The sequence below is a fragment of the Vibrio sp. Vb0667 genome, from assembly GCF_033391095.1.
In genome coordinates, this window is sequence record NZ_JAWPOL010000030.1 from 1 (window position 1) to 23649 (window position 23649).

The following is a 23649-nucleotide window of genomic DNA, read 5'->3' on the forward strand; positions in this document are numbered from 1 at the left end:
TGGTGATTTCTCCAATTGATTTTCCGGTGTAGCGGTTTCCGACGTCTCGGAAAACCAAGTAGTTCTCTCAAAGTTACCTCTATTAACGACACCAAATTCAGAAGCTTTAGAAAAAAGTTTAAAAAAATAACATTGCGAGATTTAGCTAATAAAATTGAAGAAAAGTAAGAAAAAGTGCTCAAGTTTCCACAAATCGAGCCGAGAGGGCTAAATTGTATAGAAAATCAGCAAAAGGAAACAATTAAAGGTAAGTTCGCAGACGATAGACGTGAAGATTAGAAAAGAAAAAGCCCCTTTTCCTTTGAGAGAACTGGGGCTAGGTTGGTCGCCAGAGCCTATGTGGAGATCAAGAGAAATGAACACATTTCCGGCATACCGAGTGCAACTTTACATTGAAAATGATTGGCAGGTGAGAGATGAGAGAGCCGCTCATTCTATTGTAAAGCTGCTTGCCAAAAGCCTGCATTCCCATCCACGTCTGAATGTATTGAGTACAGGCTAAGTAAACTACTGCAATAGTGACATTGCAGAGTTTGGCAACTGTTTCGCTTGAGCAAGAATCGATGTACCTGCTTGTTGCAAAATTTGTGCTTTGGTCATTTGCGTGGTTTCTTTCGCAAAATCTGTATCTTTAATTCGGCTGTTCGATGCGTCAACGTTTTCTTGGATATTCGCCAAGTTGTTGATGCTGTGACTCAAACGGTTTTGCTTCGCACCTAAGTCTGCACGTTGCGAGTCTACGTATTTCAGTGCCGAATCCAGCACAGAAATCGCGTTTTGAGAACCTTGTACCGTGGTCATATCAATATCTTGTACTGACGTTCTGATAGGTTCATCACTCAGGCCAAGCTCAGATGCTAATCCACCAGAAATAGAAATCTCACCCTGAACGTTTGGATGCGCGACAAAAACTTGCAACTTGCCATCTTCACTTACAGACGCATTAATCATATCAGACTGACCATTAATGTAAGTGGCAAGCTCTTCGATGTCGTCGCCCGCTTTGGCATTAATGTTGATTTCTAGATCATCAACATTGCCGTCTTCGTCTTCACCCATACCTGGTAGCGTGATCTTCAAGTCAGATTTAGCTGGGTCAACGCTCCAGTTTTTATCTTTACCGTTCTCAGATAAGAAGGTCACACCGCCCATGCGAGTATCGTCCGCACGAATGCTGGTGAGTCCCATGATCATGGCTTCACCTGAGCTCGCACCAATCTGGAATGCCGCTTCACCGAATGAGCCGTTCAATAGACGACGACCACCAAATGAAGTGGTTTCCGCAATACGGTTTAGCTCGTCAATCAATGCCATTGACTCTTCGTTGATCGCCTGACGCTCAGCTGGAGAGTTAGTACCGTTCGATGATTGAATCGCAAGGTCACGCATTCGTTGCATGACAGAGGTTGCCTCATTCATCGCACCTTCAGCGGTTTGTGCAATCGAGATACCATCGTTCGCGTTACGCATTGCGACATCTAGGCCACGAGACTGTGCAGTTAAGCGGTTAGAGATCTGTAGACCTGCCGCATCATCTTTTGCACTGTTAATCTTATGTCCTGAAGATAAGCGCTCCATCGACGTGTTTAATTCATCAGTCGCTTTGTTTAGGTAACGCTGCGCGGTCATCGCGGAGACGTTAGTACTAACTGTTACAGCCATTTTGCTCTCCTGTTGAGTTCGCAAGCTTTTGCGAAGCGGCCAGCTTTACTCTCATTTGGATAAGCACTGACCGTAAAAGTTACTTGCTAAATCTGCCTTAAACGCAGGGTTTAGAATCTCTAAATCTGTTCTGATATTTTCAATACAATTTGTGTGCCAACTTGCGTAAATTATTTAACTACTTTTAAAAGAATCAAATAAACAATAAGTTAGCTTTATCATTAAGCTATTTCCGGTTTGTCAGCCTCATCTTAGCCCAAGGGTATTGAACGCTGCCCTGTTGCCGCCCGACTTGCCTCCCGCATCATTGCCGCTTTGGGTAAAATCGTGCCGCATGACATCTCAGACTCTCAGGTTACGTCGACTTATCGCGCTTAAGGCTTTGCACATAAGGCATCAAAATCAGACAATGTGTATGAGTGTCATACTAGATGTAGTTAAACAACGTTAGATCTTTGGTCTTACCGAATGCTTGTTGCGATGCCTGTAACGCTCGCGAGTTTTCACTGAACTCGATCACGGCTTTGGAGTAATCCAAGTCCTCAAAGTTGCTCTTCGCTTTTGCCAGAGACAAATTAAAGTCTTCATGATTTTGCTCTTGGATATCCAGCGTACTCAATCGAGCACCGGCATCTGTACGCGCTTTATTCAAATGGATAAAAGCAGCGTGGAATTCTTCTGTCATTTGGTGCAATTTAGCAGTCGCCGACGTATCCGAAACCGATTTGTCTGACCATGCCATTGCATCCTTGAAGGTATCGAAAATGCTGAACTCTGCCCGCTTTTCGATCTCAATGCTGTCACCAGGCGTAATTTGGCCTTTTACGTGCACTTTCAGGCCTTTGTATTCAATCCCTTTCTCTGGTGAAAACTCATCGGCATCCACTACTTTGCCGTTACGCTCTAATTGGTAACCAAATTTGCCGTTATTCATATCGACAAATGTCACGCGATACGCCGCATCATCCTTAGCGTCAACGTTAGTAGCTTTGTTTAGCAACAGCTCAGAGCCGTTTTGTAGATCGTAATTTGGCTGATAGTCGCCAAATGGGTTTGGTATCTCCATAAACAGCTTGCTGCCGGGATCGTTCATTGGCATCTCAAGCATGCTGGAGACTTTCATTTTGCGCTGATAATCGTCCCCAGCGTATTGCACGCTACCATCTTTATCGCGATAAAATGGTTGGCTTTTTGGCTTAGTGCCAGCAAACACGTAGTTACCAGATTCATCTTGCGAGTTCACCAAGTTAAGGAAGTTGTTCGCAATCTCTTCTAGCTCACGCTTCTTTGCTTGTCGGTCTTCAGCAGAAAAGGCACCGTTAATCATCTCCATCGTTAAGCGCTTCGACTCGTCGGCAAAATTCTCCGCATTGGCGATATTAACTTCGTGGTTTTCTAGACGATTACGCACCAACACTATCGAGCTAAGATATTGTTGTAGCTGTTCTTGTTGCTGACTAATGTTTTGGATGTAATGCGCAGCGAGGGGGTCGTCACTAGGTTTCAGTAACTTTTTCCCTGAAGCAAGCTGCTCTTGGTTGTGGTGAACCTTATTCTCTTGACGACGCAGATCATTTTGTACGGACTGATAGTTATGGAAACTAGAAATTCGGGTTAGCACTTATCTCTTCTCCTTACCTCAGTTGTAAAATGGTATTGAAGGTATCGTTCGCCGCTTGCATCACACGTGATGAAGCCATGTACGCTTGTTGAAACTTCATCATGTTGGCCGCTTCTTCATCGAGGTTAACGCCAGAAATAGAAGCAACGCGCTCTTGCGCCGCTTCATGCTCTAAACGAGCGACGGAGGCTAAACGGTTTGCTGTAGAAGACTTCAGTCCAACTTCGGTATTGAGGTTATGATAAACATCGATCAAGGTACTGGATTTTCCATCCATCATCTTGTCTGTTTGGATCTTCTGCATTTTTCTCAAGTTGCCGTTACCACCTTCAGAAGGCACCAAGTTTGCGGTGAATTTATCATTCATCAGTGCGCCTTCGCTCAACTCAAACACGGTTGCATCGCCGTTTTTATACAGCGGATGGCTTTTCGGCACTGATATTTCAATCTTCGGGTTATCTTTATCTAACGGGTATGAGTATTTGTCCGATAGTAAATTACCCTTGTTATCCGTGATCTTTAACCACGGCTTATCATGCTTCTCGTCGGTTGGTTGTACGGTAACCTCAAACTCTTTAACATCCCCCGCCTCACGAATTTTAAACTTGGCGTTACCTTGGGCAAAAGTGGTTGAGGCTTCATAACTTTGTGCGGCAATAGCTTTTGCGTCATTGGTTTCCATCTTTATGATGGCTGCACCACTTCTCGTTGGGCGGAGCAATACGCGCTCACCGGCGGCAAGGCCTTCACCAATTTGCACTTTCATACCATCCAGAACAAATGACGAATCCGAACGGTCGATGTTCAACGACATTTGCTCACCTTTCGGTGTTGTCACGCTGTATTGATCGCCATCATAACGCAGCGAATATTCACCACCTTTGATCGCGGAAATGTCCTCGATGTAAACCGCAACATCAGCTTGGGAGTCAGGCGCAGCAAAAACTCGAGATTTTGCCACCAGCTCAGAGTTCACGTCGGTAAATACGTCTTTACCTATCTTACCGTTGAGATCCAGACCTTGAGATTGCAGCTGATTAATTTTGTAGGAAAAGCCCGTCGCTAAACGGCCCATTTCATCTTGCAGTTGTGGGATGTGTTTGTCGCGCATTTCAAGTAAAGCGCCGATTTTGCCATCCATATCATCAGACTTGATCGCTTTAATGCCATTCCCTTCCACCATTGCTAATCGTCTTTGATGAACATCCGGATAGCCATCGATCATTTTGAGCTGGCTTGCTTCCGTGCCAGAAACAAGAGTGTGTCCATTGCCGATATGAACATTAAACCCTTCCGCATTTTTGCGTGGGGTTACGGTAACTTTGGTGTACTCTGACAGCTCAGTAACCAGCTTTTCATGCTGATCCATCAGGTCATTATGTGGACCGGGAGTACGCATCATCAGTCGATGAATATCGCGAATTTCCAACGCAAGTTGATTAACGCGCTCAATGCCCATATCCAATTTTTTATTGGTGACATCAGATTGCAGTCGCACGGTTTCGTGGAAATCATTTAATGTATCAGAGAAGATTTTCGCCTTTTCCAATACCACTTTTCGTGCCCCTAAATCGTTCGGGGTATCTGCCATGGTTTTTACCGCATCGAACCACTCATTCAGGTTCTCGGGAATTTTCTTCGATGCCACAGAGCTCAACATGCTAGAAAGCATATCAAGATTATCTTGGGTATCCGTTTTGTTGGCATTGTTGGTCGACGACAGGTTCAGTTCATTCACGGCAAACTGATCCCACGAGCGGCGAACATTTTCCACATGCACACCCATGCCGTAGGTAGAACCACCAAACATGCGCGGATCATTCGTGCCTTGGATAACAGACTGACGGCTATAACCCTCTGTATTAACATTAGAAATGTTATGACCAGTGGTGTTTAATTGTCTCTGAGCAGTAAGCACACTTTGAGTACCTACATTCAGAAGATCTGACGCCATACATGCCCCCAAAAACGAAATATAAATCGGCAAAACCGATCACCTAGACACGTTAAAAGCAAAAGATGTGCCAAGTGATAGAAAGGCGTAGATATTCAGATAAAGTGAAGGCTTGCACTATGGCAAGCCTTCGAGAACGTCATAAATTGGCGCAGAGACATTACATACTTTCGATTTTATCCTTCACCTGCAGGACTTTATCTGCGTAGTTCGGATCGGTCGCGTAACCCGCACTGTGGATACCGCGAATAAACGACTCTGAATTCCCGCGTTGCTGCAATGCTGTCTCGTAACGTGGGTTGTCATTCAAAAATCGTACAAAGTCATTAAAGCTGTCTTCGTAACTTGAGTATGAGCGAAACGCTGCCGTCTCTTTCACTGGCGTGTTATCGTGGAACTCTAAAGTTTGAGTCGTCACTTTGTCACCCTGCCAGCTTCGATCTGCTTTGATATTAAATAAGTTGTTGCTGCTGCCACGCGCGTTCTTCACGACCTTTTGCCCCCACCCCGTTTCCAAAGCGGCTTGCGCAAGTAGCAGAGATGGCTCGACTCCTAGGGCTTTCGCAGCTTTCTCCGCGTATGGCTTCATCGAGTTAACAAAGGATTCTGGTGAATCGAATCGAGTGGATTCATTGCTTGGTCGAGATAGTTGACCAGATTCAATCAAGCGCTGTTCAATCTCGCGCGCTTTTTTCGGGTCAACACGACGATATTCCGCAGCATTGTTTGCCGCATCACGCATAGCCGTTTCTTTTTTGTCGTTCCCTTGCCCAGCCGTTAATTGCTTAACAATCATATCGGCCAGTCCCATTGAACCAGACGAACTCAATTCACTCGCCATCTGTTCATCCAACATTTGTCGGTAGAACTTCTCGTTTTGGCTGTTCATCATGTTGGACTCAAAGCCCTCATTGGCTTCACGCATGGATTTCAACATCATGGAGGTGAAGATCGATTCGAACTGACGAGCAGCCGCATGCAATGCTTCTTGCTCGCCATCTTTTCCCTCTTTCACTGCTTTTTGACGCAGAGTATCCAGAGAACTGATGTCATGGATAAAACCAATGTCGTTAGGATTGTTCATTATACCTACCTCCTAACCATTAAATGATGATCAACTGGCCTTCAATGGCACCAGCTTGCTTCAATGCTTGTAAAATTGCCATCAAGTCCGAAGGCGCAGCCCCGACTTGGTTCACGGCACGGACCAAATCATCCAACGTTAAGCCTGGTTCGAACTTAAACATTTTGCCTTGCTCTTCGCTGACTTCGATATCCGAGTCTGGTACGACTACGGTTTGCCCACCAGAAAAGCCGTTAGGTTGGCTAACATTCAGGTTTTCTTTGATCGCAACCGTCATGCCGCCGTGCGTTACTGCTGCTGGTTTAAGACGCACATGCTTACCAACTACGATGGTGCCCGTGCGAGAGTTAACGATGATTTTGGCTGCACCATCTGCTGGGTCAAACTCTAGGTTTTCAATTGCCGATAAGAACGCAACACGCTGGCTGACGTCACGAGGAGCACGCACGCGCACTGATGTCGCGTCAACAGCGCTCGCCATTTGTGGGCCAAGGAAGTTGTTTACAGCATCCGCCATACGTTGAGCCGTTGTGAAGTCTGACTCAAGCAAGTTGAACGTGATGTAATCACCACGACCAAATGGGTTTGGAATTTCTCGCTCTACTGTCGCACCACTAGAGATAAGACCAACGGTTGGATTGTTACCTACGATTTTAGAACCGTCAGCGCCTTCAGCACTGAAGCCGCTCACCACTAAGTTACCTTGAGCAACCGCGTAAACTTGACCGTCGAGACCTTTGAGGAACGTTTGCAGCAAGGTGCCACCACGCAAACTTTTAGCACTTCCGATGGAAGAGACAGTCACGTCCACTTGCTGACCCGGTTTAGAGAAAGGCGGCAATTCTGCCGTAACCATGACTGCGGCAACGTTTTTAATTTTTGGCTTTGTGCCCGGCGGCATCTGAATGCCGAAGTTTTGCAGCATGGCGGCGAAACTTTGCTCTGTAAACGGGTTCGCTTCACCCGTACCAGGTAAGCCTGAAACCAAACCATAACCCACGAGTTGGTTGCTTCGTACACCTGCCACTTGCGCGACGTCTTTGATACGTGCGGCTTGGGCTACGGTAGAAAACAGAGCAACGCTCATCAGTACTAAAAGGAGTTTTTTCATGCTTACTTATCTCTTGCAGTCAAATTGCCGTCAGCACGGCGTGTTATAGCGCTACATTAAAGAATCGTGCCAAGAAGCCTGGCTCTTGCATATCTTGTTGCAAACCAGTGCCAGAGTACTGAATTCTTGCGTTAGAAACGCGATTTGATGCAATGGTGTTGTCGAAATTAATATCATCCGGACGAATAGTGCCACTTAAACGTATGTACTCATCACCCGTATTTAGCGTCATCCACTTCTCACCGCGGATCACGAGGTTGCCGTTTGCCAGTACTTCGATCACCTCAACAGTGATGTAACCACTGATGCTGTTGCTCTGCTTTGCAGAAGAGTCACCTGCAAATGAGTTGGAGTTGTTTAAGTCATAAGAGAAATTATATTTTCCGCCAATTTTCAGCTCTTCTCCGCCCACTTGAAGCGGGTCCATTTGCGCTTCATTGGTTTTCGATAAATCGGCATTTGCGCTTTTCGTCGCACTGGTTGTCTCATCAAGTGTTACGGTAATAATGTCGCCAATACCACGTGGTTTAGAATCGTCGTAGAGATCGGTAATGTGCTCGGCGCTAAACAACGAACCTGTTGCAGCAGCGTAATGCTCAGGTTTGTTTTTCGGATGAATTGGAGCCCAAGCAGGGTCGCCAGCAACCGGATCGCTCCTACCACGTAAAGTATCTACAATACCGCTGCTCTCTTCTTTCGATTTATCACCTTCTACTGCGTCGACCACAGTGGTTGCTTGTGTCACTTCATCCGTTTCAATCGGTTCCAACATGGCACAGCCCGACATCGTAGCAATCAAAGCGAGTAGGCAAATACGTTTCATCGTGAGCTCCTCAAATCTTGCTCTTAATCGTTACAATTGCTGGTTAACGAAGCTCATCATCTTATCGACTGACGAGATCACTTTTGAGTTCATTTCGTAAACGCGCTGGGCTTCGATCATATTGACCAACTCTTCTGTTACATTCACGTTGGACGCTTCCAGCATGGATTGACGAATTTCCCCCAAACCGTCCAAACCAGGAACACCCTCTTGTGGATCGCCACTGGCCCCCGTTGGTAAGTAAAGGTTCTGACCAATTGGCTCTAGGCCACCCGGGTTAACAAAATCTGTAATGGTTAACTGACCAACGACTTGGTTGTCTTGCTGCCCTCGGACGCGAACCGACACTTCACCATCCGTACCGACAGTAATAGAAATCGCATCTTCTGGAATCACAATTTCAGGCTCTACAGGGTAGCCAGAACCCGACGTGACTAACGTGCCTTCACCATTTAGCGTGAACTGACCGTTACGGGTATAACCGATGTTGCCGTCCGGCAATGTCACTTGAAAAAAGCCGTCGCCTTCCACCATCATGTCCAGTGCGTTGGTCGTTGTCTGTGCATTGCCGTGCGTGTGCACTTTTTGCGTCGCAACCACTTTAGAACCCGCACCTAGCATCAAGCCACTTGGCAGTTCCGTGTTCTGAGATGACTGGCCGCCAGGCTGGTTGATGTTCTGATAGAACAGATCTTCGAATACTGCACGGCTCTTTTTGTAGCCGACAGTAGAGGCGTTCGCCAAGTTGTTCGAAATCGTGGCAATGTTGGTTTGTTGGGCGTCTAGACCTGTTTTACTTACCCATAGTGCTGGATGCATAGTGAACCTCTAACTCTGTTAACTCATACGAAGCAGTGAATCTGAAGATTTATCCATTTCTTCAGCTGTGCTCATCATCTTGACTTGCATTTCAAACTGACGTTGTAAGTCAATCAATGCGGTCATTTCACCTACGGCATTCACGTTACTGCCTTCTATCGCTCCCGTCTGGAGGCTAACAGTCGCGTCTGCTTCGTAAGGTTGGTTTGGAGTTTTATGGCGAAATAAGCCATTGGTGTCTTTAAACAAGCTTTGATCATTAGGCTTAACAAGCTTAATGCGATCAACCGCTTGGAATTCTTCTGCCGGGGCACCTTGAGGAAGTACAGAGATGGTGCCATCCCGACCGATTTCAATTTTGGAGAGAGGAATAGGCAAAGTAATCGGCGCGTCGTTTTCACCCAGCACCAAATGACCACTTGCGTTGGTAAGCATGCCATTTTGATCGACTTTTAGGTTGCCGTTACGGGTCAACCCTTCTTTCCCTGTGTGATCGAGTACCGATATCCAACCGCTGCCTTCAATCGTCACATCCAGATCACGCCCTGTTGTAATCACGCTACCTTGAGCAAAGTTATGCCCTGGACGCTCTGTCATGCTGAACACACGTGAAGGATGGCCTTCACCATAAGCCTGCATTGAGCGAGCCTGTGCTAAATCAGCCCGAAATCCGGTCGTGCTTACGTTAGCCAAGTTATTAGCGCGCAATTGTAGTGCCTGCATATTTTGCTTGGCGCCACTCATTGCGAGAAACAGTGCGCGATCCATAAATTACTCCAAAAAATCTCTCTGTACACGGAGTAAAAGCAATAGTTATGCCAAAACAAAAATAGGCTTATCAATCAATACTTTGAATTAACAATCAACAATTAAAAGAGGTCAATAGGGGCAGAAAACTGTAACGAGAGGCAAGGTTTTGATCCATACGGCGGCAACAGCGGCAAATCGTAGATCAAAGCATGCTTAGCCTGAGTGAGGTGTATTCAGGCTAAGCATCAGATGAATGTCATGATGAAAGTGAACAAAGCGGTAATTACTAAGAAGCAATCACACGCCATTGCTTACTCAAGCAGAGTATCGAATGACCCAGCTAGTGCTCTAGCGGATCTGTAAGATATTCTGTTGTAGTTGGTTGTGTACTTCGAGCGAACGTGAGTTTGCTTGGAAGTTACGCTGAGCAGAGATCAGGTCCACCAACTCCTGCGTCATATCAATGTTTGACTGTTCCAGCATACCGTTATTGATGGTGCCGAAAGAGCCTTTATTTGATTCACCCCAGATCTTGTCACCAGAGAACTGCGTTGAATCCCATTGAGTGCCGCCTTTCTTATCCAGACCTTGCTCGTTTGGAACACGTACGAGAGCAACACGACCCAATGTAACGTTTTCACCGTTTGAGTAAGTTCCCAATACGCTGCCGTTTTCATCGAAGTCAACTTTGGTTAGGAAGCCCGTCGTTGCACCGTCTTCGTCAAACTTAGTCAGTTCGAACGGAGCCGCAAACTGTGTTGCTGAGCCTAAGCCGAAGTTAAGCGTCTGCGCAGGATCGGCACCATTCATATCGACTGGTGTCGTGTTCGTCGCCGGATCGCCCAGAGCCACAGAAGTGATTGGCTGACCATTGTTCAAGCTCGCCAACGTACCATCGTTGTTGAACTTCATGGTATGCCCCACATGACCTGTTGGCGTTTGCGCATCACCAGCCGCAACATTTAAAGGCTTTTCACCTTCTTTATCTGTCACGGTGTAGTAAGTGTTCCATGTATTTGGCTGAGTCTGATCTTTCAAGTAATACGTCGTTAGCTTGTAAGACTGACCCATCGAGTCATAAATTGTCGAAGAGGTTGAACGGTTGTATGTATCTGGGTCTGAAAAATCAAACTGCGTTGGATCTTTCAAATCGCCGTTCGCTGGCAAGTTCACACCCACTTCAATGTTTGCTGTTTGTTTTGGCTTACCAAATTCAGCAGGAATATTGATGGGTTGTGGCTCGTATGAAGAAACCTCACCAGAGCTTGGGTCCACTTGGTAACCTAATAAGAACTCGTCGTTCGCGGTCACCATGTAGTTTTCTTTATTTAAGTGAAATGCACCATTACGTGTCAGTTCATTCTGTTGTGGAGTTAGACGCTCTTTCGCTACAGCGAAAAAACCTGTCCCCGAAACACGCAAATCCATTGGGTTGTTGGTGTAAATGCTAGAGCCTTCATGGAACTGCTGTGCCACTTGGCTTGCTTGCGCACCACCACCCGGTGTGGTTTTTGCGTTAGTAAATAAAGAGTTAGAGTAGACATCAGCAAACTCAGCACGGGACTCTTTAAAGCCGTAAGTGTTGGCGTTCGCAATGTTGTTACTGGTGGTATTCAAATCCAGTTGGGCGGCGGACAAACCGCTTAAAGATACATATGACATTCCAAAATCTCCTAATCTAGCGAGCTATGACTACGCTTTGCCGACTTCCAATACTTCTGCAAGTCGAACTGGCGATTCAAAACCAGCCAGATTGAGTAATACGTTTCCGTCACCTTTGCCAAGCAATACGCTGTTTACGTTGGCGTATGTCGATACTGGGAACTCTTGCGACTCCCCTTCAACTAAGCCAGACGCTTTCACTTTGTATTTGCCAGCTGGCAGTGGATTTCCGCTTTCATCTTTACCGTCCCAAAGCACACGCGTGTCGCCGGCTGGTTTCGCCCCTACCTCAAAGGTACGAACCAGTTGGCCAGCTTCATCCTCTACACGAACAAACAGATTATCGATAGATTGTGAAAGCTTAACCATTGCCGCCATTGGTGCGTCGTCCTGCTTCACACCTGCTGCTCCTGGGACCAATACGTCACGCCCTACCAAAGAGGAAGCTTGTAACGCTTGATTTGATGTCATTGACGAATTCAAACTCTCAAACTGAGTGTTCATCTTGCCAATGCCATCAACGGTCGCAAATGAAGCCATTTGCGCAATCATCTGGTCATTACTTACCGGCTTAAAAGGGTCTTGCTGAGACAGTTGCTTCGTGAGCAATGATAAGAAGTCTTCCTGTTTTAGGTCCTGCTTACCCGTGCTCTCTTCCGCTTTCTTGTTACTCTCTTGTAGACTTTTAAGCTGGTCGATATAGGACAAGCCGCTTTGACCAACGTTGTTAATTCCGGCCATACGCTACCCCCTTATCCTTATTGACCCATCTGCAGCGTACGCAGCAGCATTTGTTTACTAGAATCAGCGACCTGTACATTAGTTTGGTATGCACGAGAAGCTGAAATCATGTTTGCCATTTCTTCCATTACATTGACGTTAGGCTTGTAAATGTAGCCTTCTTCGTTTGCAAGGGGATGGTCTGGGTTGTACTCCGCACTCAGCGGTTTATCACTTTCTACAATACCCATCACTTTCACTGGCACCGTATCACCGCCACGCATGGCGTTACTTAACTCTGCACCAAACACTGCATGACGCGCTTTGTAAGTGTCTTTCGCAGAGCTGCTGACACTGTCGGCGTTCGCCAAGTTGCTTGAGGTAGTATTCAGACGAACGGATTCAGCGCTCATTGCGGAACCTGTCACATTGAAAACGTTAAATAAGCTCATCTAAATTATTCCCCTTTGATTGCTTTGGTTAAGTTCTTGAATTTGCTGCCTAGAAAGTCGAGTGATGCTTGGTGTCTGATTTGGTTTTGCATAAACAAGTTACGCTCTAAATCCAAGTCTACCGTGTTGCCATCTCCCGTATCTGGTTGCGTAGGAAGACGATATAACTTGTCCCCAACCAACGTTGTAGTGGCAGGAATATGCCGACCATCTGTGCGACTAAGACCAATGCTTGCCCCAGATGTTGCCGCTTGCAATTCCTTCGCAAAGTCTAAACCTCTTGCTTTGTAACCAGGCGTGTTTGCTTGTGCGATATTGGTGGAAATCACCTCTGCATTGCGCTCACGTACGCCCACCGTGTGCTGGTGGATGCCTAGTGCATTGTCAAAAGATATAGCCATGTTTGCCTCTACAATTAAGAACTGACCGTGATTGATAACCAAAAAGCAATTAGCATGCCAAAACCTAAAGCATTACACCAACCTAGTGGTTACCGTGAATTGAAATAGCAATAAGTGAGCCAAAGTAACTGGAATGTCATGTCGTATCACTTTGCTCACTTAATAAAGATACACCGTGTTGAGGGCACAAGGCAAAAACGCGCTTCAACTAATTGAGTGATACATGAAGCGCTCGGCGCAGAAAGTAACAAACAAAAAAGCCTGACACGAAGTCAGGCTTTTCTATCAATGAAGAGATACCGCTATTTAAGCTTGTAAATGATGCCCGGATTACAGCGCACCATTTCAAATTTATCAGTCAGACCAGTTAGCGACTCTGATGCCCCTAACAGCAAGTAACCACCAGGGTTTAAACTGCTCGCCATTTGGTTAAGCACTTTAGATTTCATTTCTGGAGAAAAGTAAATCAATACGTTACGACAGAAAATGATGTCGAACTTACCCATCAGTGCGTAACTGTCCATCAAGTTTTGTGGACGAAAGTTCACCAAACGCTTGACGTTATCTTTGACTTTCATGCGACCACCGTCCGCATTTTCAAAGAAGGTGCGACGACGTTCTGGTGAAAGCCCGCGACCCAAAGCCAAGTTGTCGTACACCCCTGCACGACACATCTCGAGCATACTTGCCGAAATATCTGTGGCTGTAATGGACACGTTTGGTAACAAGCCCGGCTTGCGCTGTTGCGTTTCCAGGATCGTCATTGCAATAGAATACGGTTCTTGGCCCGATGAACTGGCAGCAGACCAGATCTTAATTGGGCGCTTACTTGCCGCTACTTCTGGCAATAATTTGTCAGCTAAAACCGTGAACGGATAAGTATCTCGAAACCACAAGGTTTCGTTAGTCGTCATCGCATCCACAGCGGCGACTCGTAATTCTCGATTACGCCCTGTAACAACATCACGTAGCAAATCTGATAACGATGCGAGCTTAAACTTCGTCACTAAAGGACTCAGTCGGCTACGCACGAGGTATTGCTTGCTATCACCTAACACGATGCCACATTGCGATTCTAGAAAACGGCTAAAGTCACGATACTCTTGATCACTGATTGTAATAGCAGTCATTAATGTCTCTTTTATTGTGTTAATGCAGATTTAACCGCGTTACCCAACTCATCTGGGTTAAATTTCGCAATGAAGGTGTTGGCACCTACACGCTCAACCATAGCTTGGTTGAATACACCACTTAATGAAGAATGGAGGATAACATAAAGGTCTTTCAAATCGGCATGTCTGCGAATTTCAGCCGTTAAGGTATAGCCGTCCATTTCTGGCATTTCAATATCGGAAATAACCAACGAAATTTGATCGTAGATATTGCCTTCTTGAGCCATTTCAATCAACTTATTGTACGCTTCTTTGCCGTCTTTGACAGATACGACCTCAAAACCGATGGATGTAATCGCACGCTCTACCTGTTTACGCGCGACCGTCGAGTCATCAGCAATCAGTATGCGGCGTACAATAGGCTTTTCTTGCTCTGCTTGTGCGATTTCTTCGCCAATAGCGGAATCCATCGTTTCATCAACTGGCGCAATTTCTGCCAGGATTTTTTCAACGTCAAGGATTTCAACCAGCTCATTGTCAATGTTTGTCACGGCAGTCAAATAGTGCGCTTTACCTGCGCCGTCTGGCGGTGGCAAAATCGCTTCCCAATGCATATTGATAATACGCTCAACCGATGATACCAAAAATGCTTGGATCGTACGGTTAAATTCTGCAATAACAACAAAACATTTATCTAAATCAGTGGTTGGGCGGCCACCAATTGCCAGGCTCAAATCAATAACGGACACGGTATGGCCGCGGATATGAGCGATACCTTTAACCAGAGGGTGTAGATTTGGCATTGAAGTCAGCTTAGGGCACTGTAGTACTTCTTTCACTTTGAATACGTTAATGCCGTAGCGCTGTCGGCCCATCAGTCGAAAGGTCAATAATTCCAATCGGTTCTGACCGACGAGTTGCGTACGCTGATTCACCGAGTCAAGAATCCCCGTCATATGCTCATCTCCATCTCAAACTTTTTGTTTTTAAATGATACTCTACCACTGGCAAGCACGATACCAGGGAGACAGTATGGCGTATTTCACTTTCACTTCGACACCATTGACTATGACAATATGTAGAGCGCTAATTACAAAGTACGCTAAGTCTATCGGCATTTTGCTCAGTATGTTTAGCTTTTTTGTTCATTCAGCTTCAGATAATCAGATCGAGCAAATAAAAACAGCAGCAGAACAACATATTCTTGCTACGGTTGATCAGCCTGATGGTGGCGAGCTATCTGTTAATGCGGCAGAGATCGACTCGAGAATAAAAGCAACGGATTGCCCTGTTCCGTTAGATACATCTGCCTCTTCCACCAGCAGCACGAGAAGTAACATCAATGTGTTAGTGGAATGCCAACCGGATGACTGGAAAGTCTATGTCCCTGTGAGGATCTCGGTATCAGTACCAATGATCGTCGCGACACGAACACTAGGGAGAGGAGAAATCGTCAGCGCATCGGATGTTACCACTTCCATGATCGAGCTACAGCGCTTTCGTAAAGATGGATTTTCTAGCTACGATCAAGTGGTTGGGGCAAAGCTAAAGCGTAATGTTCGCTTAGGCGATGTCGTAGAGAGAAATGATGTTTGTGTGGTATGCCGAAATGAAAAGGTCATTATCAAAGCGGTGAATTCTGGCATGACGATCACAACGCAAGGCACAGCATTGCAGGATGGTTCAGCTGGCGATCAAGTAAGAGTGAAAAATGATAAGTCACAACGTATAATAGAAGGCATAGTGACTGACATTGCGGAAATCACTGTTAATTTTTAATACCCACTGGTAGCGTGTTTAAACTGATCAATAAAAATGCAAAAAATGACTAAAGTTATTTTTGCGCTGGTCGATAGTCTGGATACCAGTATTACGATACAAGGCAAAGGTTAAACATGGCAGGTATAGATAATATACGTTCAGGGCAAATGATGACGACAACAAGTCGCGCACCTGCACGTAACGATTCCAATGCTACCAGCACGACAGAATCAAAAAAGGCGCCAGCGCAACAAGACGCAGTATCACTCAGCCAGCAAAGTAAAGCCGTCAGTAAACTCCAGAAGGATATGGCAGCTTCTCCGGCATATGACAGCGCCAAAGTTGCAGCAATCAAAGAAGCTATCACAAACGGTTCATACAAAGTCGATCCTGAAAAATTGGCTGACAACATGATTAAGTTTGAAAACGAATTGCAAGGCAAAAGCTAACTGACTTAGGCCGAAGGTAAGTATTTTATGGCAGCATTAGTCGATCTCGTTAATTTCCAGCTAGAAAATGCTAAGGCACTTTCCGCTGTTTTACGCCAAGAAACACAAGCAATAACGGCGCGTGTCTCTACCGAGATTGAGAACATTGCCAAACAGAAGATGACGCTCATTGATCAGCTCAGAACAACTGATCAGCGAATCGCCTCTCACCCGCACGTCAATCAACTTACTGAAGATGAGCACCTAAGTCAGGTTGTTGCTCAAATCCAATCGATTGTCCTCGACTGTCAACAAGTTAACCAAGTAAATGGCGAATCGCTTAGTCGCGCACAGCTGAGCTTCAATAAACTCAACAACATGCTCCAGCGAACTCATGGCAAAGTTGGCATGACCTACAATGCGGGCGGAAAAACCCACACCATCTCGACGCTTGGCACCAATATAAAAGCTTAAACGTCACTCCTACCCTCAATTCCCGCGCTCACGTAGATATAAAAAAGCGACTCATTGTTACCAATCAGCCGCTCAAAAAGATTATCTGTCTAGTGAAATGGTTTAAAACAAGGTTTGTTGACGCTTCTCAGGCACCTGTTGAACTTCTCCGTAATCACGTAGCTTATCCATTTTACGGATATCCAGACGCAGCTCAGTCACATAACTGTCTTCAACAAGATAACTACGCACAACTTCTGCACCACGAATTACACCATCGACGGCACCAGTGGTGCTTTCAATACCCAAACGCTGGTCTTGCAGCTCTGCACGTCCACTAACACGCATGCCATAAACTTGCTCTGCTAGCTCACGATAAGCATCAATTTTTGATGCGCGCATTGCTCGTACACGCTTTTCTTCTACTGTGCGGCCTGTTTGCTCACTGACGCTAGCGTAGCCCACCGCCACTAAGATTTCATCTTGACGCATCTGTTGTAATGGCTGACACCCAACCAATATCAGTGTGGCAACAATAAATAATAACTTCTTCATGCTTCTATCCTATGGACGGAGAATCACAGTGTACGGCTGACGAATGGTAGGGTCAGAACGAATCAACACACCATCTTGTGTGCGGATGCTATTTAACGTATCTAAGTCACGCCCAATACGGTCAGCCGGAAGGAAACCTTGCGCTGTCGCTACAACTACACGGCTTTGCATGCCAACCACGCGTGCATTGACAAGCACTCCGCCCTCTTGGCGCAGCATTGTTCCGGTCAGTACATACTGAATTTGCTGCTCTTGAGCTAAATCTTGCCAATCACGACTTAAAGCAAAATCGCCCTGCTGCGTCACTTGAATAGAGCCCGTAGTTTTGAAATCAACCACTTTAAACCCTCGGCGCTGAAACTGATGGATAAAACCTTCAGAGACCGAGTTACCTAACCAGTTTGTTGCATCCATATTTTGTAGATCAACAAACGAGGTAATCGCAATCGGTGTCCGCGCTGATACTGCCACATTAGAAACCATCAGGTCTTCTGTCATGCTCTCAATGAAAAAGTCCATCGTATGACGCGGACTATCCATCAGCATGAACTGGCTTCCCGAGTACGGTTCTTTACCATTGTAAATCGGTGAGTACGCGCACGATGTCAGAAGCGTCATCATCGATGCGGCGACAAGCCACTTTTTCATGGTTTGATTCTCCAGATAATCTTAGGTGATACCGTTCTTTATTAATTCCTTTCCAAGAAAGTGAATATTGGAACAGTCTTTGCTTTTCTTTGTTTGCCTAACGAAGAAAAACCCACCAAACTTCACTGAATTTGTTAAAGCAATATTTATACCCGAACGGTTGTAACCAATGAAAAAAATATTAAACAGTCTGTTTTCAATCACTTTAGTGATGCTTGTGCCTTTTAAGGTAATGGCATCTTGGTATGAAGTCACAGGCGTTGCCACCATCGTTTCCTCAGAAGAGACGGCAAGGCTCCATGCGTTGGAAGACGCGCTGTTCAAAGCCGTCAATTTTTCGGGCGCAGATATTGGCAGTATTAGCAACTTGATGCCGCTATTAGAAGAAAGCCGCAACGAATACCAGTTTACCAATCATGAAGTCCGTTACATTTTGGTCGAATCTGAACGCAAACGTCGCGGTAAAGTCGAGGTAAAAATCCGCGTTGATATTTATCCATCGGCAACGGGTTGCCACACCGATCAATACAAAAAGACAATGCTGGTCGGCAATATTGAGGTCGCATCACCACAACAAGCAGTGATGGGACAAATTTATCAAGTTGGTGACGATTTTAGCCACGTAGTGAACCGTCAACTTGATCAAACCTCACGCAGCTTTGTGTCTGTTGGTACAACGGACTACTCAATAAGCAGCAACTATCCTGCTCGCACTCAAATGATCGCGCAAGACAATGGCGCACAATACATCATTGGAGGGGTCATTACCGATCTCACTGCAACGGTCGAATCTCAACTATTGCAAGATGACATCATCAATCGTCAGTTTGCGTTAGAAATGAAAGTATTTGATGGTAAAACTGGCCATGAAATCTTCAACAAAGCCTACCGTGAGGTCGCGCGTTGGCCATTTGCTAAGACGAGTCAAGTGGACACTCGTAGTGCACGTTTTTGGGCATCGACCTATGGCGAGATGATGCTTCGCGTTAGTCGCAATATTATGTTGGATCTGGAGTCGGAGCTGTCTTGCAAAATTACATTGCCAGAGGTTGTGGCAGTCTTCGGTAATACCGTAACGATGGATCTCGGCCGTATGCACGGCGTAAAAGAGGGAGACAAATTGCAGCTTTGGCACACCGCGTCGTTTATCGACCAAAATGGATTGCCAAGAAACAAAGTCTCGCAAAGCGAAATTACATTAACGGTATCACGCATATACGAACACGAAGCGGAACTGACGATTGATCAGCCAAATTTAGCGTCTAGCGTTCAAATTGGCGACGTAATGAACAAGATCCTATAAAAGCAAACATTAAGTCTTGAGATATGCTCACTTTTGAATATTATAGGCAGCGCATCTTATTTGATTATACCAATGACCGTAGCGAATCGTTCAACGTGATGCTGATACAGATCTAAGTAGATTGCTAGATTTGAACTCAGTAAAACAGTGCAATGAACTGCAACTATTGGTATTACGCCCCCATGGCACAGCTGGATAGCGCAGTCCCCTCCTAAGGGACAGGTCGTAGGTTCGAATCCTACTGGGGGCGCCATATCATAGCCTTAGCTCCCACTTGAGCTAAGGCTTTTTTGTATCTTCAATTTCAAGCCTCGCACTGCTCCCCCTAGTACACCGTGTTAGATAATCTTCCCAGTAATCAATATGATCGGATCGGGTGTTTCGGTTACGGGATAAAGCCTTCTACTGATCTGACTTCTTCCCCTTGAAATCATTTCAACAAGCACTATTTACAGTTTTGTATTTTATTACTTTAATTATCTATGAGTTTTGCTTACCCTTTTAGCTATTAATAAAATTATTAGTTAGCACTATGTCTAAGAGCAATTTAATAACTAACACTGGACACCGCTTTATTTCTAAAGGCAAGACAGCCTTTAAGATACATATCCATACCCCCGAGGATACGGTACTACACCGCTCGGTAGGATTTGTTCGTATTGGAGAAAAGAAAGGCTTACAAAAAGCCATTAAGCTGAGAAACGAGTTAGGCCGGCAAATGTGGGGCAAATTCTGGCGACGTCTTTTGAAAGACCCTTACCTAATGACTAGGCTTCCACATAGCGTTGAGCCTAAAATCGTTCACAAGCCTAACCCTACTCTTGAAAACCCTGACAACCGAGATACGTGTTACATCGCCAAGTGGCGAGAGTTCAATGATGACGGTGAGTATAAATATAAAACGGTGGTTCGCTCTATTAGTAAGTACGGCAAACTTGCCGCCTACATGCAAACCAAAAAAGCGTTGTTAGAAGCACATAAAGATAACTTGGAGATCCTGACATTCATGGGGCGTTTAAACAGCATTGATCTTAAGTAATACCTAGCCACTTTGAACATTTCAGTCAGTTTTTAAAGAGAAATAAAAAGCCCCAAAGAGCGAACTCTTTGGGGCTTTCAGCTTCAGTCTTCTATACTACGGTCGAATAGGAGCTTATTGCTGAACTTGGTATTCAAATTCTGGAACAACGACTTCTACGCGACGGTTTTGTTGACGACCTTCACGAGTGTCGTTTGAAGCGATTGGGTTATTTTCACCTTCGCCACGAGCTTGGATACGTGATGAATCAATACCTTTTTCAACGAGTGCGTTAGCAACAGACTCAGCACGTTTTTCAGAAACCTTTAGGTTGTAAGCTGCTGGACCAGACGTATCTGTGTAACCTACAACTTCAACGTTCGCTTGTGGGTGCTCGTTTAGGAAAGCAACTAGGTTATCAAGTTTTGCAGCGCTCTCTGGTTTTAGAGTTGTGCTGTTTAGATCGAAGCTACCTGTGCCAATTGTTTGAGTTTCGAATGTTTTCGTAACTACAACTGGCTCTTCTACCACTTCTTCTACAACCACTTCTTCAACAACAACTGGCTCTTCTACGATTACTGGCTCATCGTTGCCGCCGAATTTGAAAGAAACACCTAGTGTTGCAGTGTTACCTGTCGCACGAGTTACATCGTTGCTGATGTCAGTCAGTGTTTGGTATTCCGCACGAGCTGTTACGTTTTGGCTTAGGTTGAATTCAAGACCAGCTGCGCCTAGGTAAGAGTAATCATCTTTGCCATCAAACATTACGTAAGCGCCACCCACTTTACCGTAAAGTGCGATGTCTTCAGTGATTGGTAGGCTAAATTTAGGAGCAAGAGTGATTGCTTCTACGTGGCCACCGAAAGAAGTTTGGTTAAAATCACCGATGTTGTCGAAACCCGCTTCTACTGCGAAGTATTTATTCATTTCGTAACCAACAAAAGCGCCAAGAGTAGAATCGTCTTTGTCACAAGCCTGGCCCGCTACACACGCGTCTTCCATCCATGACTTACCCATCTTACCACCAACGTATACTTCTGCTTGTGCTGCTGAAGCCATAAGTAGAGACGCTGAAATTACCGCTGCTAATTTTTTCATTATTGATTCCTCTAAAGAAGTTCTTTTGTTAGATGCCGAAATGCGCCGTCTGACTGACGTTGTATTTCAATTCTTTTTATTCATTCCTTGAGTGAGATACTTAGTCAGCTTCTTTTTATGCACATGCATTTTTTTTATGGAAGCAACTTACGTACATTTCCTGTTCAGAGATACATATCGCCATCTCGGTATCGCTGACGGGATGAACTATAACGCTAAGAAATCGCGAGAAAAATCCCAATTCTGTCAATTTATTGTCATCAAAAATCTCGACAACATGTGATCTTAAGCAAAAAAACCCCCACGCAACCACTACGCAAACGTTTGCTTTAATTTTTGGAACAACATAGCTAAAGCAAAGATTTTTCTTAAAAATGAGACAAATAAAATGGAACTTTAAGGAACATGGATAAAAATCAATCAGATATTTGATATGTAATCGCTCATTTTTTATTCATGCCAACGATATTTGGATTAAAAAATCTTATCCATATTGAGGTAAATTACAGGTGAAACCATCTCTTCATTCACCAATATGAGAGAAAGTTTCTCGTTATCTAAATTGAAGATACAAAAAAGCCGCGGTTGCTCACCGCGGCTTTGTGACTATTTATTCAAAAGAACGTTCAGTTCAAAGCAATTATGCGTTTGCTTCACGCTCAGCAATGAACTCAAGCGCCATCTTAATGCGAGCAATACAACGCTCTTTTCCAACCAGCTCCATTACTGCATCGACAGAAGGAGACTGACCCCCGCCTGTTACAGCAACACGTAATGGCATACCGATTTTGCCCATGCCGATTTCCAACTCTTCACATACTGCTGCGATAACGCCATCTTTGATGTTCGCTGTCGTCCATTCAGTTAGTGCTTCCACTTTCGCTAATGCAAGTTCTAGAGGCTCTTTAGCCACGCCACGCAGGTGTTTCTTCGCTGCGCCCGCTTCAAACTCAGAGAAATCTTCATAGAAGTAACGGATTTGCTCAGCTAGCTCAACTAGTGTGTTGCAACGCTCACCCACCAGCTTGATCACGTCAGTAATAGCAGGACCATTCGTTACGTCTAGTTTTTGTTGGTCTAGATGCCATTGTAGATGCTCAGCAACGTACGCAGGATCTGAGTTCTTGATGTAGTGGTTGTTCAACCATTGCAGTTTGTCAGTGTTAAAAGCAGACGCTGACTTAGATACTGCGTTTAGGCTAAATAGATTGATCATCTCTTCTTGAGAGAAGATTTCTTGGTCCCCATGAGACCAACCAAGGCGCACTAGGTAGTTGTTTAGTGCCGCAGGCAGGTAGCCCATATCGCGGTATTGCATGACTGATACAGCGCCGTGACGTTTAGACAGTTTCGCGCCGTCATCACCCAGGATCATTGCACAGTGTGCAAATGTAGGTACTGGCGCACCTAGTGCTTCGTAGATGTTGATTTGACGAGGCGTGTTGTTGATGTGGTCTTCGCCACGAACAACGTGAGTGATACCCATGTCCCAGTCATCCACTACTACACAGAAGTTGTAAGTAGGTGCACCGTCTGTACGACGAATGATTAGGTCATCCATTTGATCGTTGCGGATTTCAATGCGACCACGGATTTGATCATCAAATACTACGCTGCCTTCTTTCGGGTTACGGAAACGGATAACACATGGATCGCCATCTTTTGCCGCTTCGTTTGCTGCTTTGATTTTTGGATGGTTAGCATCGTAGCGAGGCATTTCTTTATTTGCTTCTTGCTCTGCACGGATTTCATCTAGCAGCTCTTTAGACGCGTAACATTTGTAAGCTTTGTCTTCAGCAAGAAGCTTATCAACCATTTCGTTGTAACGGTCAAAACGTTGAGTTTGGTAGTAAGGACCTTCATCCCACTCCAAGCCTAGCCATTCCATGCCTTCAAGAATTGCATCAACCGCTTCCTGAGAGTTACGCTCAAGGTCTGTATCTTCGATACGTAGAACGAATTCACCACCTTGGTTTTTAGCGTATAGCCAAGAGTAAAGTGCAGTACGCGCACCACCAACGTGTAGATAGCCAGTTGGGCTAGGAGCAAAACGAGTTTTAACCGTCATTTGAGTTCCTTAGGGGTAATGAGCAACGAGAGATCTCTCGTTGTAATGTCAAGGATAAAAGTGGCGACATTTTACCACCGTAAGTCAATTCTACAATCGGTTTGACAACAGAAATAAAAACAGGGCAGAACCAAAAAGGCACAGCC

Annotated in this window: 23 protein-coding genes and 1 tRNA gene; 6 read left to right on the forward strand and 18 right to left on the reverse strand. The window is 45.2% G+C overall.

Annotated features, from left to right (window positions below):
- Nucleotides 1-507: 507 nt before the first annotated feature.
- The 14 genes from R8269_RS19495 to R8269_RS19560 form a co-directional block, all read right to left on the reverse strand.
- On the reverse strand, nt 508-1662 hold the full coding sequence (locus R8269_RS19495) for a flagellin (protein ID WP_005382038.1): 1155 nt from the start codon (nt 1660-1662) through the stop codon (nt 508-510).
- A 427-nt stretch (nt 1663-2089) separates the two neighbouring features.
- A complete protein-coding gene (gene flgL, locus R8269_RS19500; protein ID WP_005382037.1) occupies nt 2090-3283 on the reverse strand; it encodes a flagellar hook-associated protein FlgL in 1194 nt (397 codons plus the stop codon).
- 13 nt (nt 3284-3296) lie between these two features.
- Complete coding sequence (gene flgK, locus R8269_RS19505; protein WP_054576688.1) at nt 3297-5237, reverse strand: flagellar hook-associated protein FlgK; 1941 nt, start codon at nt 5235-5237, stop codon at nt 3297-3299.
- Nucleotides 5238-5397: 160 nt separating this feature from the next.
- Nucleotides 5398-6324 (reverse strand): flagellar assembly peptidoglycan hydrolase FlgJ, encoded by a 927-nt coding sequence (flgJ, locus tag R8269_RS19510; RefSeq protein WP_318222634.1) that lies wholly within the window; start codon nt 6322-6324, stop codon nt 5398-5400.
- 16 nt (nt 6325-6340) lie between these two features.
- Nucleotides 6341-7432, reverse strand: coding sequence for a flagellar basal body P-ring protein FlgI (locus R8269_RS19515; RefSeq protein ID WP_005393118.1), 1092 nt, complete (start codon nt 7430-7432; stop codon nt 6341-6343).
- A gap of 43 nt (nt 7433-7475) precedes the next feature.
- A complete protein-coding gene (flgH, locus tag R8269_RS19520; RefSeq protein ID WP_017634834.1) occupies nt 7476-8255 on the reverse strand; it encodes a flagellar basal body L-ring protein FlgH in 780 nt (259 codons plus the stop codon).
- A 30-nt stretch (nt 8256-8285) separates the two neighbouring features.
- On the reverse strand, nt 8286-9074 hold the full coding sequence (gene flgG, locus R8269_RS19525; protein ID WP_005382032.1) for a flagellar basal-body rod protein FlgG: 789 nt from the start codon (nt 9072-9074) through the stop codon (nt 8286-8288).
- A gap of 18 nt (nt 9075-9092) precedes the next feature.
- Entirely contained in the window at nt 9093-9842 is a 750-nt protein-coding gene (flgF, locus tag R8269_RS19530) for a flagellar basal-body rod protein FlgF (RefSeq protein WP_005382031.1), read from the reverse strand.
- A 330-nt stretch (nt 9843-10172) separates the two neighbouring features.
- A complete protein-coding gene (gene flgE / locus R8269_RS19535) occupies nt 10173-11486 on the reverse strand; it encodes a flagellar hook protein FlgE (protein ID WP_005382030.1) in 1314 nt (437 codons plus the stop codon).
- A 30-nt stretch (nt 11487-11516) separates the two neighbouring features.
- Entirely contained in the window at nt 11517-12227 is a 711-nt protein-coding gene (gene flgD / locus R8269_RS19540; RefSeq protein WP_005382029.1) for a flagellar hook assembly protein FlgD, read from the reverse strand.
- Between the two features lie 17 nt (nt 12228-12244).
- Nucleotides 12245-12658 (reverse strand): flagellar basal body rod protein FlgC, encoded by a 414-nt coding sequence (gene flgC, locus R8269_RS19545; RefSeq protein WP_005393132.1) that lies wholly within the window; start codon nt 12656-12658, stop codon nt 12245-12247.
- A gap of 5 nt (nt 12659-12663) precedes the next feature.
- A complete protein-coding gene (gene flgB / locus R8269_RS19550) occupies nt 12664-13059 on the reverse strand; it encodes a flagellar basal body rod protein FlgB (protein ID WP_005382026.1) in 396 nt (131 codons plus the stop codon).
- 302 nt (nt 13060-13361) lie between these two features.
- Nucleotides 13362-14189: a CheR family methyltransferase gene (locus R8269_RS19555; RefSeq protein WP_005382024.1), complete on the reverse strand. Its 828-nt coding sequence runs from the start codon at nt 14187-14189 to the stop codon at nt 13362-13364.
- Nucleotides 14190-14200: 11 nt separating this feature from the next.
- Nucleotides 14201-15127: a chemotaxis protein CheV gene (locus tag R8269_RS19560; RefSeq protein ID WP_005382022.1), complete on the reverse strand. Its 927-nt coding sequence runs from the start codon at nt 15125-15127 to the stop codon at nt 14201-14203.
- 76 nt (nt 15128-15203) lie between these two features.
- Here R8269_RS19560 and flgA point away from each other — a divergent pair, with 76 nt between their 5' ends.
- From flgA to R8269_RS19575, 3 genes are all read left to right on the forward strand, one after another.
- Nucleotides 15204-15950 (forward strand): flagellar basal body P-ring formation chaperone FlgA, encoded by a 747-nt coding sequence (gene flgA, locus R8269_RS19565; protein WP_005382020.1) that lies wholly within the window; start codon nt 15204-15206, stop codon nt 15948-15950.
- Nucleotides 15951-16066: 116 nt separating this feature from the next.
- Nucleotides 16067-16381 (forward strand): flagellar biosynthesis anti-sigma factor FlgM, encoded by a 315-nt coding sequence (gene flgM / locus R8269_RS19570; RefSeq protein WP_005382018.1) that lies wholly within the window; start codon nt 16067-16069, stop codon nt 16379-16381.
- 27 nt (nt 16382-16408) lie between these two features.
- Nucleotides 16409-16834, forward strand: coding sequence for a flagella synthesis protein FlgN (locus R8269_RS19575; protein WP_005382015.1), 426 nt, complete (start codon nt 16409-16411; stop codon nt 16832-16834).
- Between the two features lie 102 nt (nt 16835-16936).
- Here R8269_RS19575 and flgP read toward each other — a convergent pair whose 3' ends face one another.
- Complete coding sequence (gene flgP, locus R8269_RS19580; RefSeq protein ID WP_005382014.1) at nt 16937-17368, reverse strand: flagellar assembly lipoprotein FlgP; 432 nt, start codon at nt 17366-17368, stop codon at nt 16937-16939.
- Nucleotides 17369-17377: 9 nt separating this feature from the next.
- Nucleotides 17378-18016, reverse strand: a complete 639-nt coding sequence (locus R8269_RS19585) for a FlgO family outer membrane protein (RefSeq protein ID WP_005382013.1) — start codon at nt 18014-18016, stop codon at nt 17378-17380.
- A 169-nt stretch (nt 18017-18185) separates the two neighbouring features.
- Here R8269_RS19585 and R8269_RS19590 point away from each other — a divergent pair, with 169 nt between their 5' ends.
- The 3 genes from R8269_RS19590 to R8269_RS19600 all read left to right on the forward strand — a co-directional run bounded on the left by R8269_RS19590 (nt 18186) and on the right by R8269_RS19600 (nt 20358).
- The gene (locus R8269_RS19590) at nt 18186-19319 is read left to right on the forward strand and encodes a flagellar assembly protein FlgT (RefSeq protein ID WP_005382012.1); all 1134 of its coding nucleotides are present in this window, start codon (nt 18186-18188) and stop codon (nt 19317-19319) included.
- Between the two features lie 176 nt (nt 19320-19495).
- Nucleotides 19496-19572: transfer RNA gene (locus R8269_RS19595), tRNA-Arg, on the forward strand.
- A gap of 279 nt (nt 19573-19851) precedes the next feature.
- Nucleotides 19852-20358, forward strand: a complete 507-nt coding sequence (locus R8269_RS19600; RefSeq protein WP_005382011.1) for a hypothetical protein — start codon at nt 19852-19854, stop codon at nt 20356-20358.
- A gap of 114 nt (nt 20359-20472) precedes the next feature.
- Here R8269_RS19600 and R8269_RS19605 read toward each other — a convergent pair whose 3' ends face one another.
- Nucleotides 20473-21435 (reverse strand): OmpA family protein, encoded by a 963-nt coding sequence (locus R8269_RS19605; RefSeq protein WP_005382010.1) that lies wholly within the window; start codon nt 21433-21435, stop codon nt 20473-20475.
- A 640-nt stretch (nt 21436-22075) separates the two neighbouring features.
- Complete coding sequence (gltX, locus tag R8269_RS19610; RefSeq protein WP_238972138.1) at nt 22076-23503, reverse strand: glutamate--tRNA ligase; 1428 nt, start codon at nt 23501-23503, stop codon at nt 22076-22078.
- Between the last annotated feature and the right edge of the window lie 146 nt (nt 23504-23649).

What these genes read in the sequence shown, in the direction of transcription:
- R8269_RS19495 (WP_005382038.1), bottom strand. Translation starts at nt 1,662, where the DNA reads ATGGCTGTAACAGTTAGTACTAACGTCTCCGCGATGACCGCGCAGCGT.
- flgK (WP_054576688.1), bottom strand. Translation starts at nt 5,237, where the DNA reads ATGGCGTCAGATCTTCTGAATGTAGGTACTCAAAGTGTGCTTACTGCT.
- R8269_RS19515 (WP_005393118.1), bottom strand. Translation starts at nt 7,432, where the DNA reads ATGAAAAAACTCCTTTTAGTACTGATGAGCGTTGCTCTGTTTTCTACC.
- flgH (WP_017634834.1), bottom strand. Translation starts at nt 8,255, where the DNA reads ATGAAACGTATTTGCCTACTCGCTTTGATTGCTACGATGTCGGGCTGT.
- flgG (WP_005382032.1), bottom strand. Translation starts at nt 9,074, where the DNA reads ATGCATCCAGCACTATGGGTAAGTAAAACAGGTCTAGACGCCCAACAA.
- flgF (WP_005382031.1), bottom strand. Translation starts at nt 9,842, where the DNA reads ATGGATCGCGCACTGTTTCTCGCAATGAGTGGCGCCAAGCAAAATATG.
- flgE (WP_005382030.1), bottom strand. Translation starts at nt 11,486, where the DNA reads ATGTCATATGTATCTTTAAGCGGTTTGTCCGCCGCCCAACTGGATTTG.
- flgD (WP_005382029.1), bottom strand. Translation starts at nt 12,227, where the DNA reads ATGGCCGGAATTAACAACGTTGGTCAAAGCGGCTTGTCCTATATCGAC.
- flgC (WP_005393132.1), bottom strand. Translation starts at nt 12,658, where the DNA reads ATGAGCTTATTTAACGTTTTCAATGTGACAGGTTCCGCAATGAGCGCT.
- flgB (WP_005382026.1), bottom strand. Translation starts at nt 13,059, where the DNA reads ATGGCTATATCTTTTGACAATGCACTAGGCATCCACCAGCACACGGTG.
- R8269_RS19555 (WP_005382024.1), bottom strand. Translation starts at nt 14,189, where the DNA reads ATGACTGCTATTACAATCAGTGATCAAGAGTATCGTGACTTTAGCCGT.
- R8269_RS19560 (WP_005382022.1), bottom strand. Translation starts at nt 15,127, where the DNA reads ATGACGGGGATTCTTGACTCGGTGAATCAGCGTACGCAACTCGTCGGT.
- flgA (WP_005382020.1), top strand. Translation starts at nt 15,204, where the DNA reads ATGGCGTATTTCACTTTCACTTCGACACCATTGACTATGACAATATGT.
- flgM (WP_005382018.1), top strand. Translation starts at nt 16,067, where the DNA reads ATGGCAGGTATAGATAATATACGTTCAGGGCAAATGATGACGACAACA.
- R8269_RS19575 (WP_005382015.1), top strand. Translation starts at nt 16,409, where the DNA reads ATGGCAGCATTAGTCGATCTCGTTAATTTCCAGCTAGAAAATGCTAAG.
- flgP (WP_005382014.1), bottom strand. Translation starts at nt 17,368, where the DNA reads ATGAAGAAGTTATTATTTATTGTTGCCACACTGATATTGGTTGGGTGT.
- R8269_RS19585 (WP_005382013.1), bottom strand. Translation starts at nt 18,016, where the DNA reads ATGAAAAAGTGGCTTGTCGCCGCATCGATGATGACGCTTCTGACATCG.
- R8269_RS19590 (WP_005382012.1), top strand. Translation starts at nt 18,186, where the DNA reads ATGAAAAAAATATTAAACAGTCTGTTTTCAATCACTTTAGTGATGCTT.
- R8269_RS19600 (WP_005382011.1), top strand. Translation starts at nt 19,852, where the DNA reads ATGTCTAAGAGCAATTTAATAACTAACACTGGACACCGCTTTATTTCT.
- R8269_RS19605 (WP_005382010.1), bottom strand. Translation starts at nt 21,435, where the DNA reads ATGAAAAAATTAGCAGCGGTAATTTCAGCGTCTCTACTTATGGCTTCA.
- gltX (WP_238972138.1), bottom strand. Translation starts at nt 23,503, where the DNA reads ATGACGGTTAAAACTCGTTTTGCTCCTAGCCCAACTGGCTATCTACAC.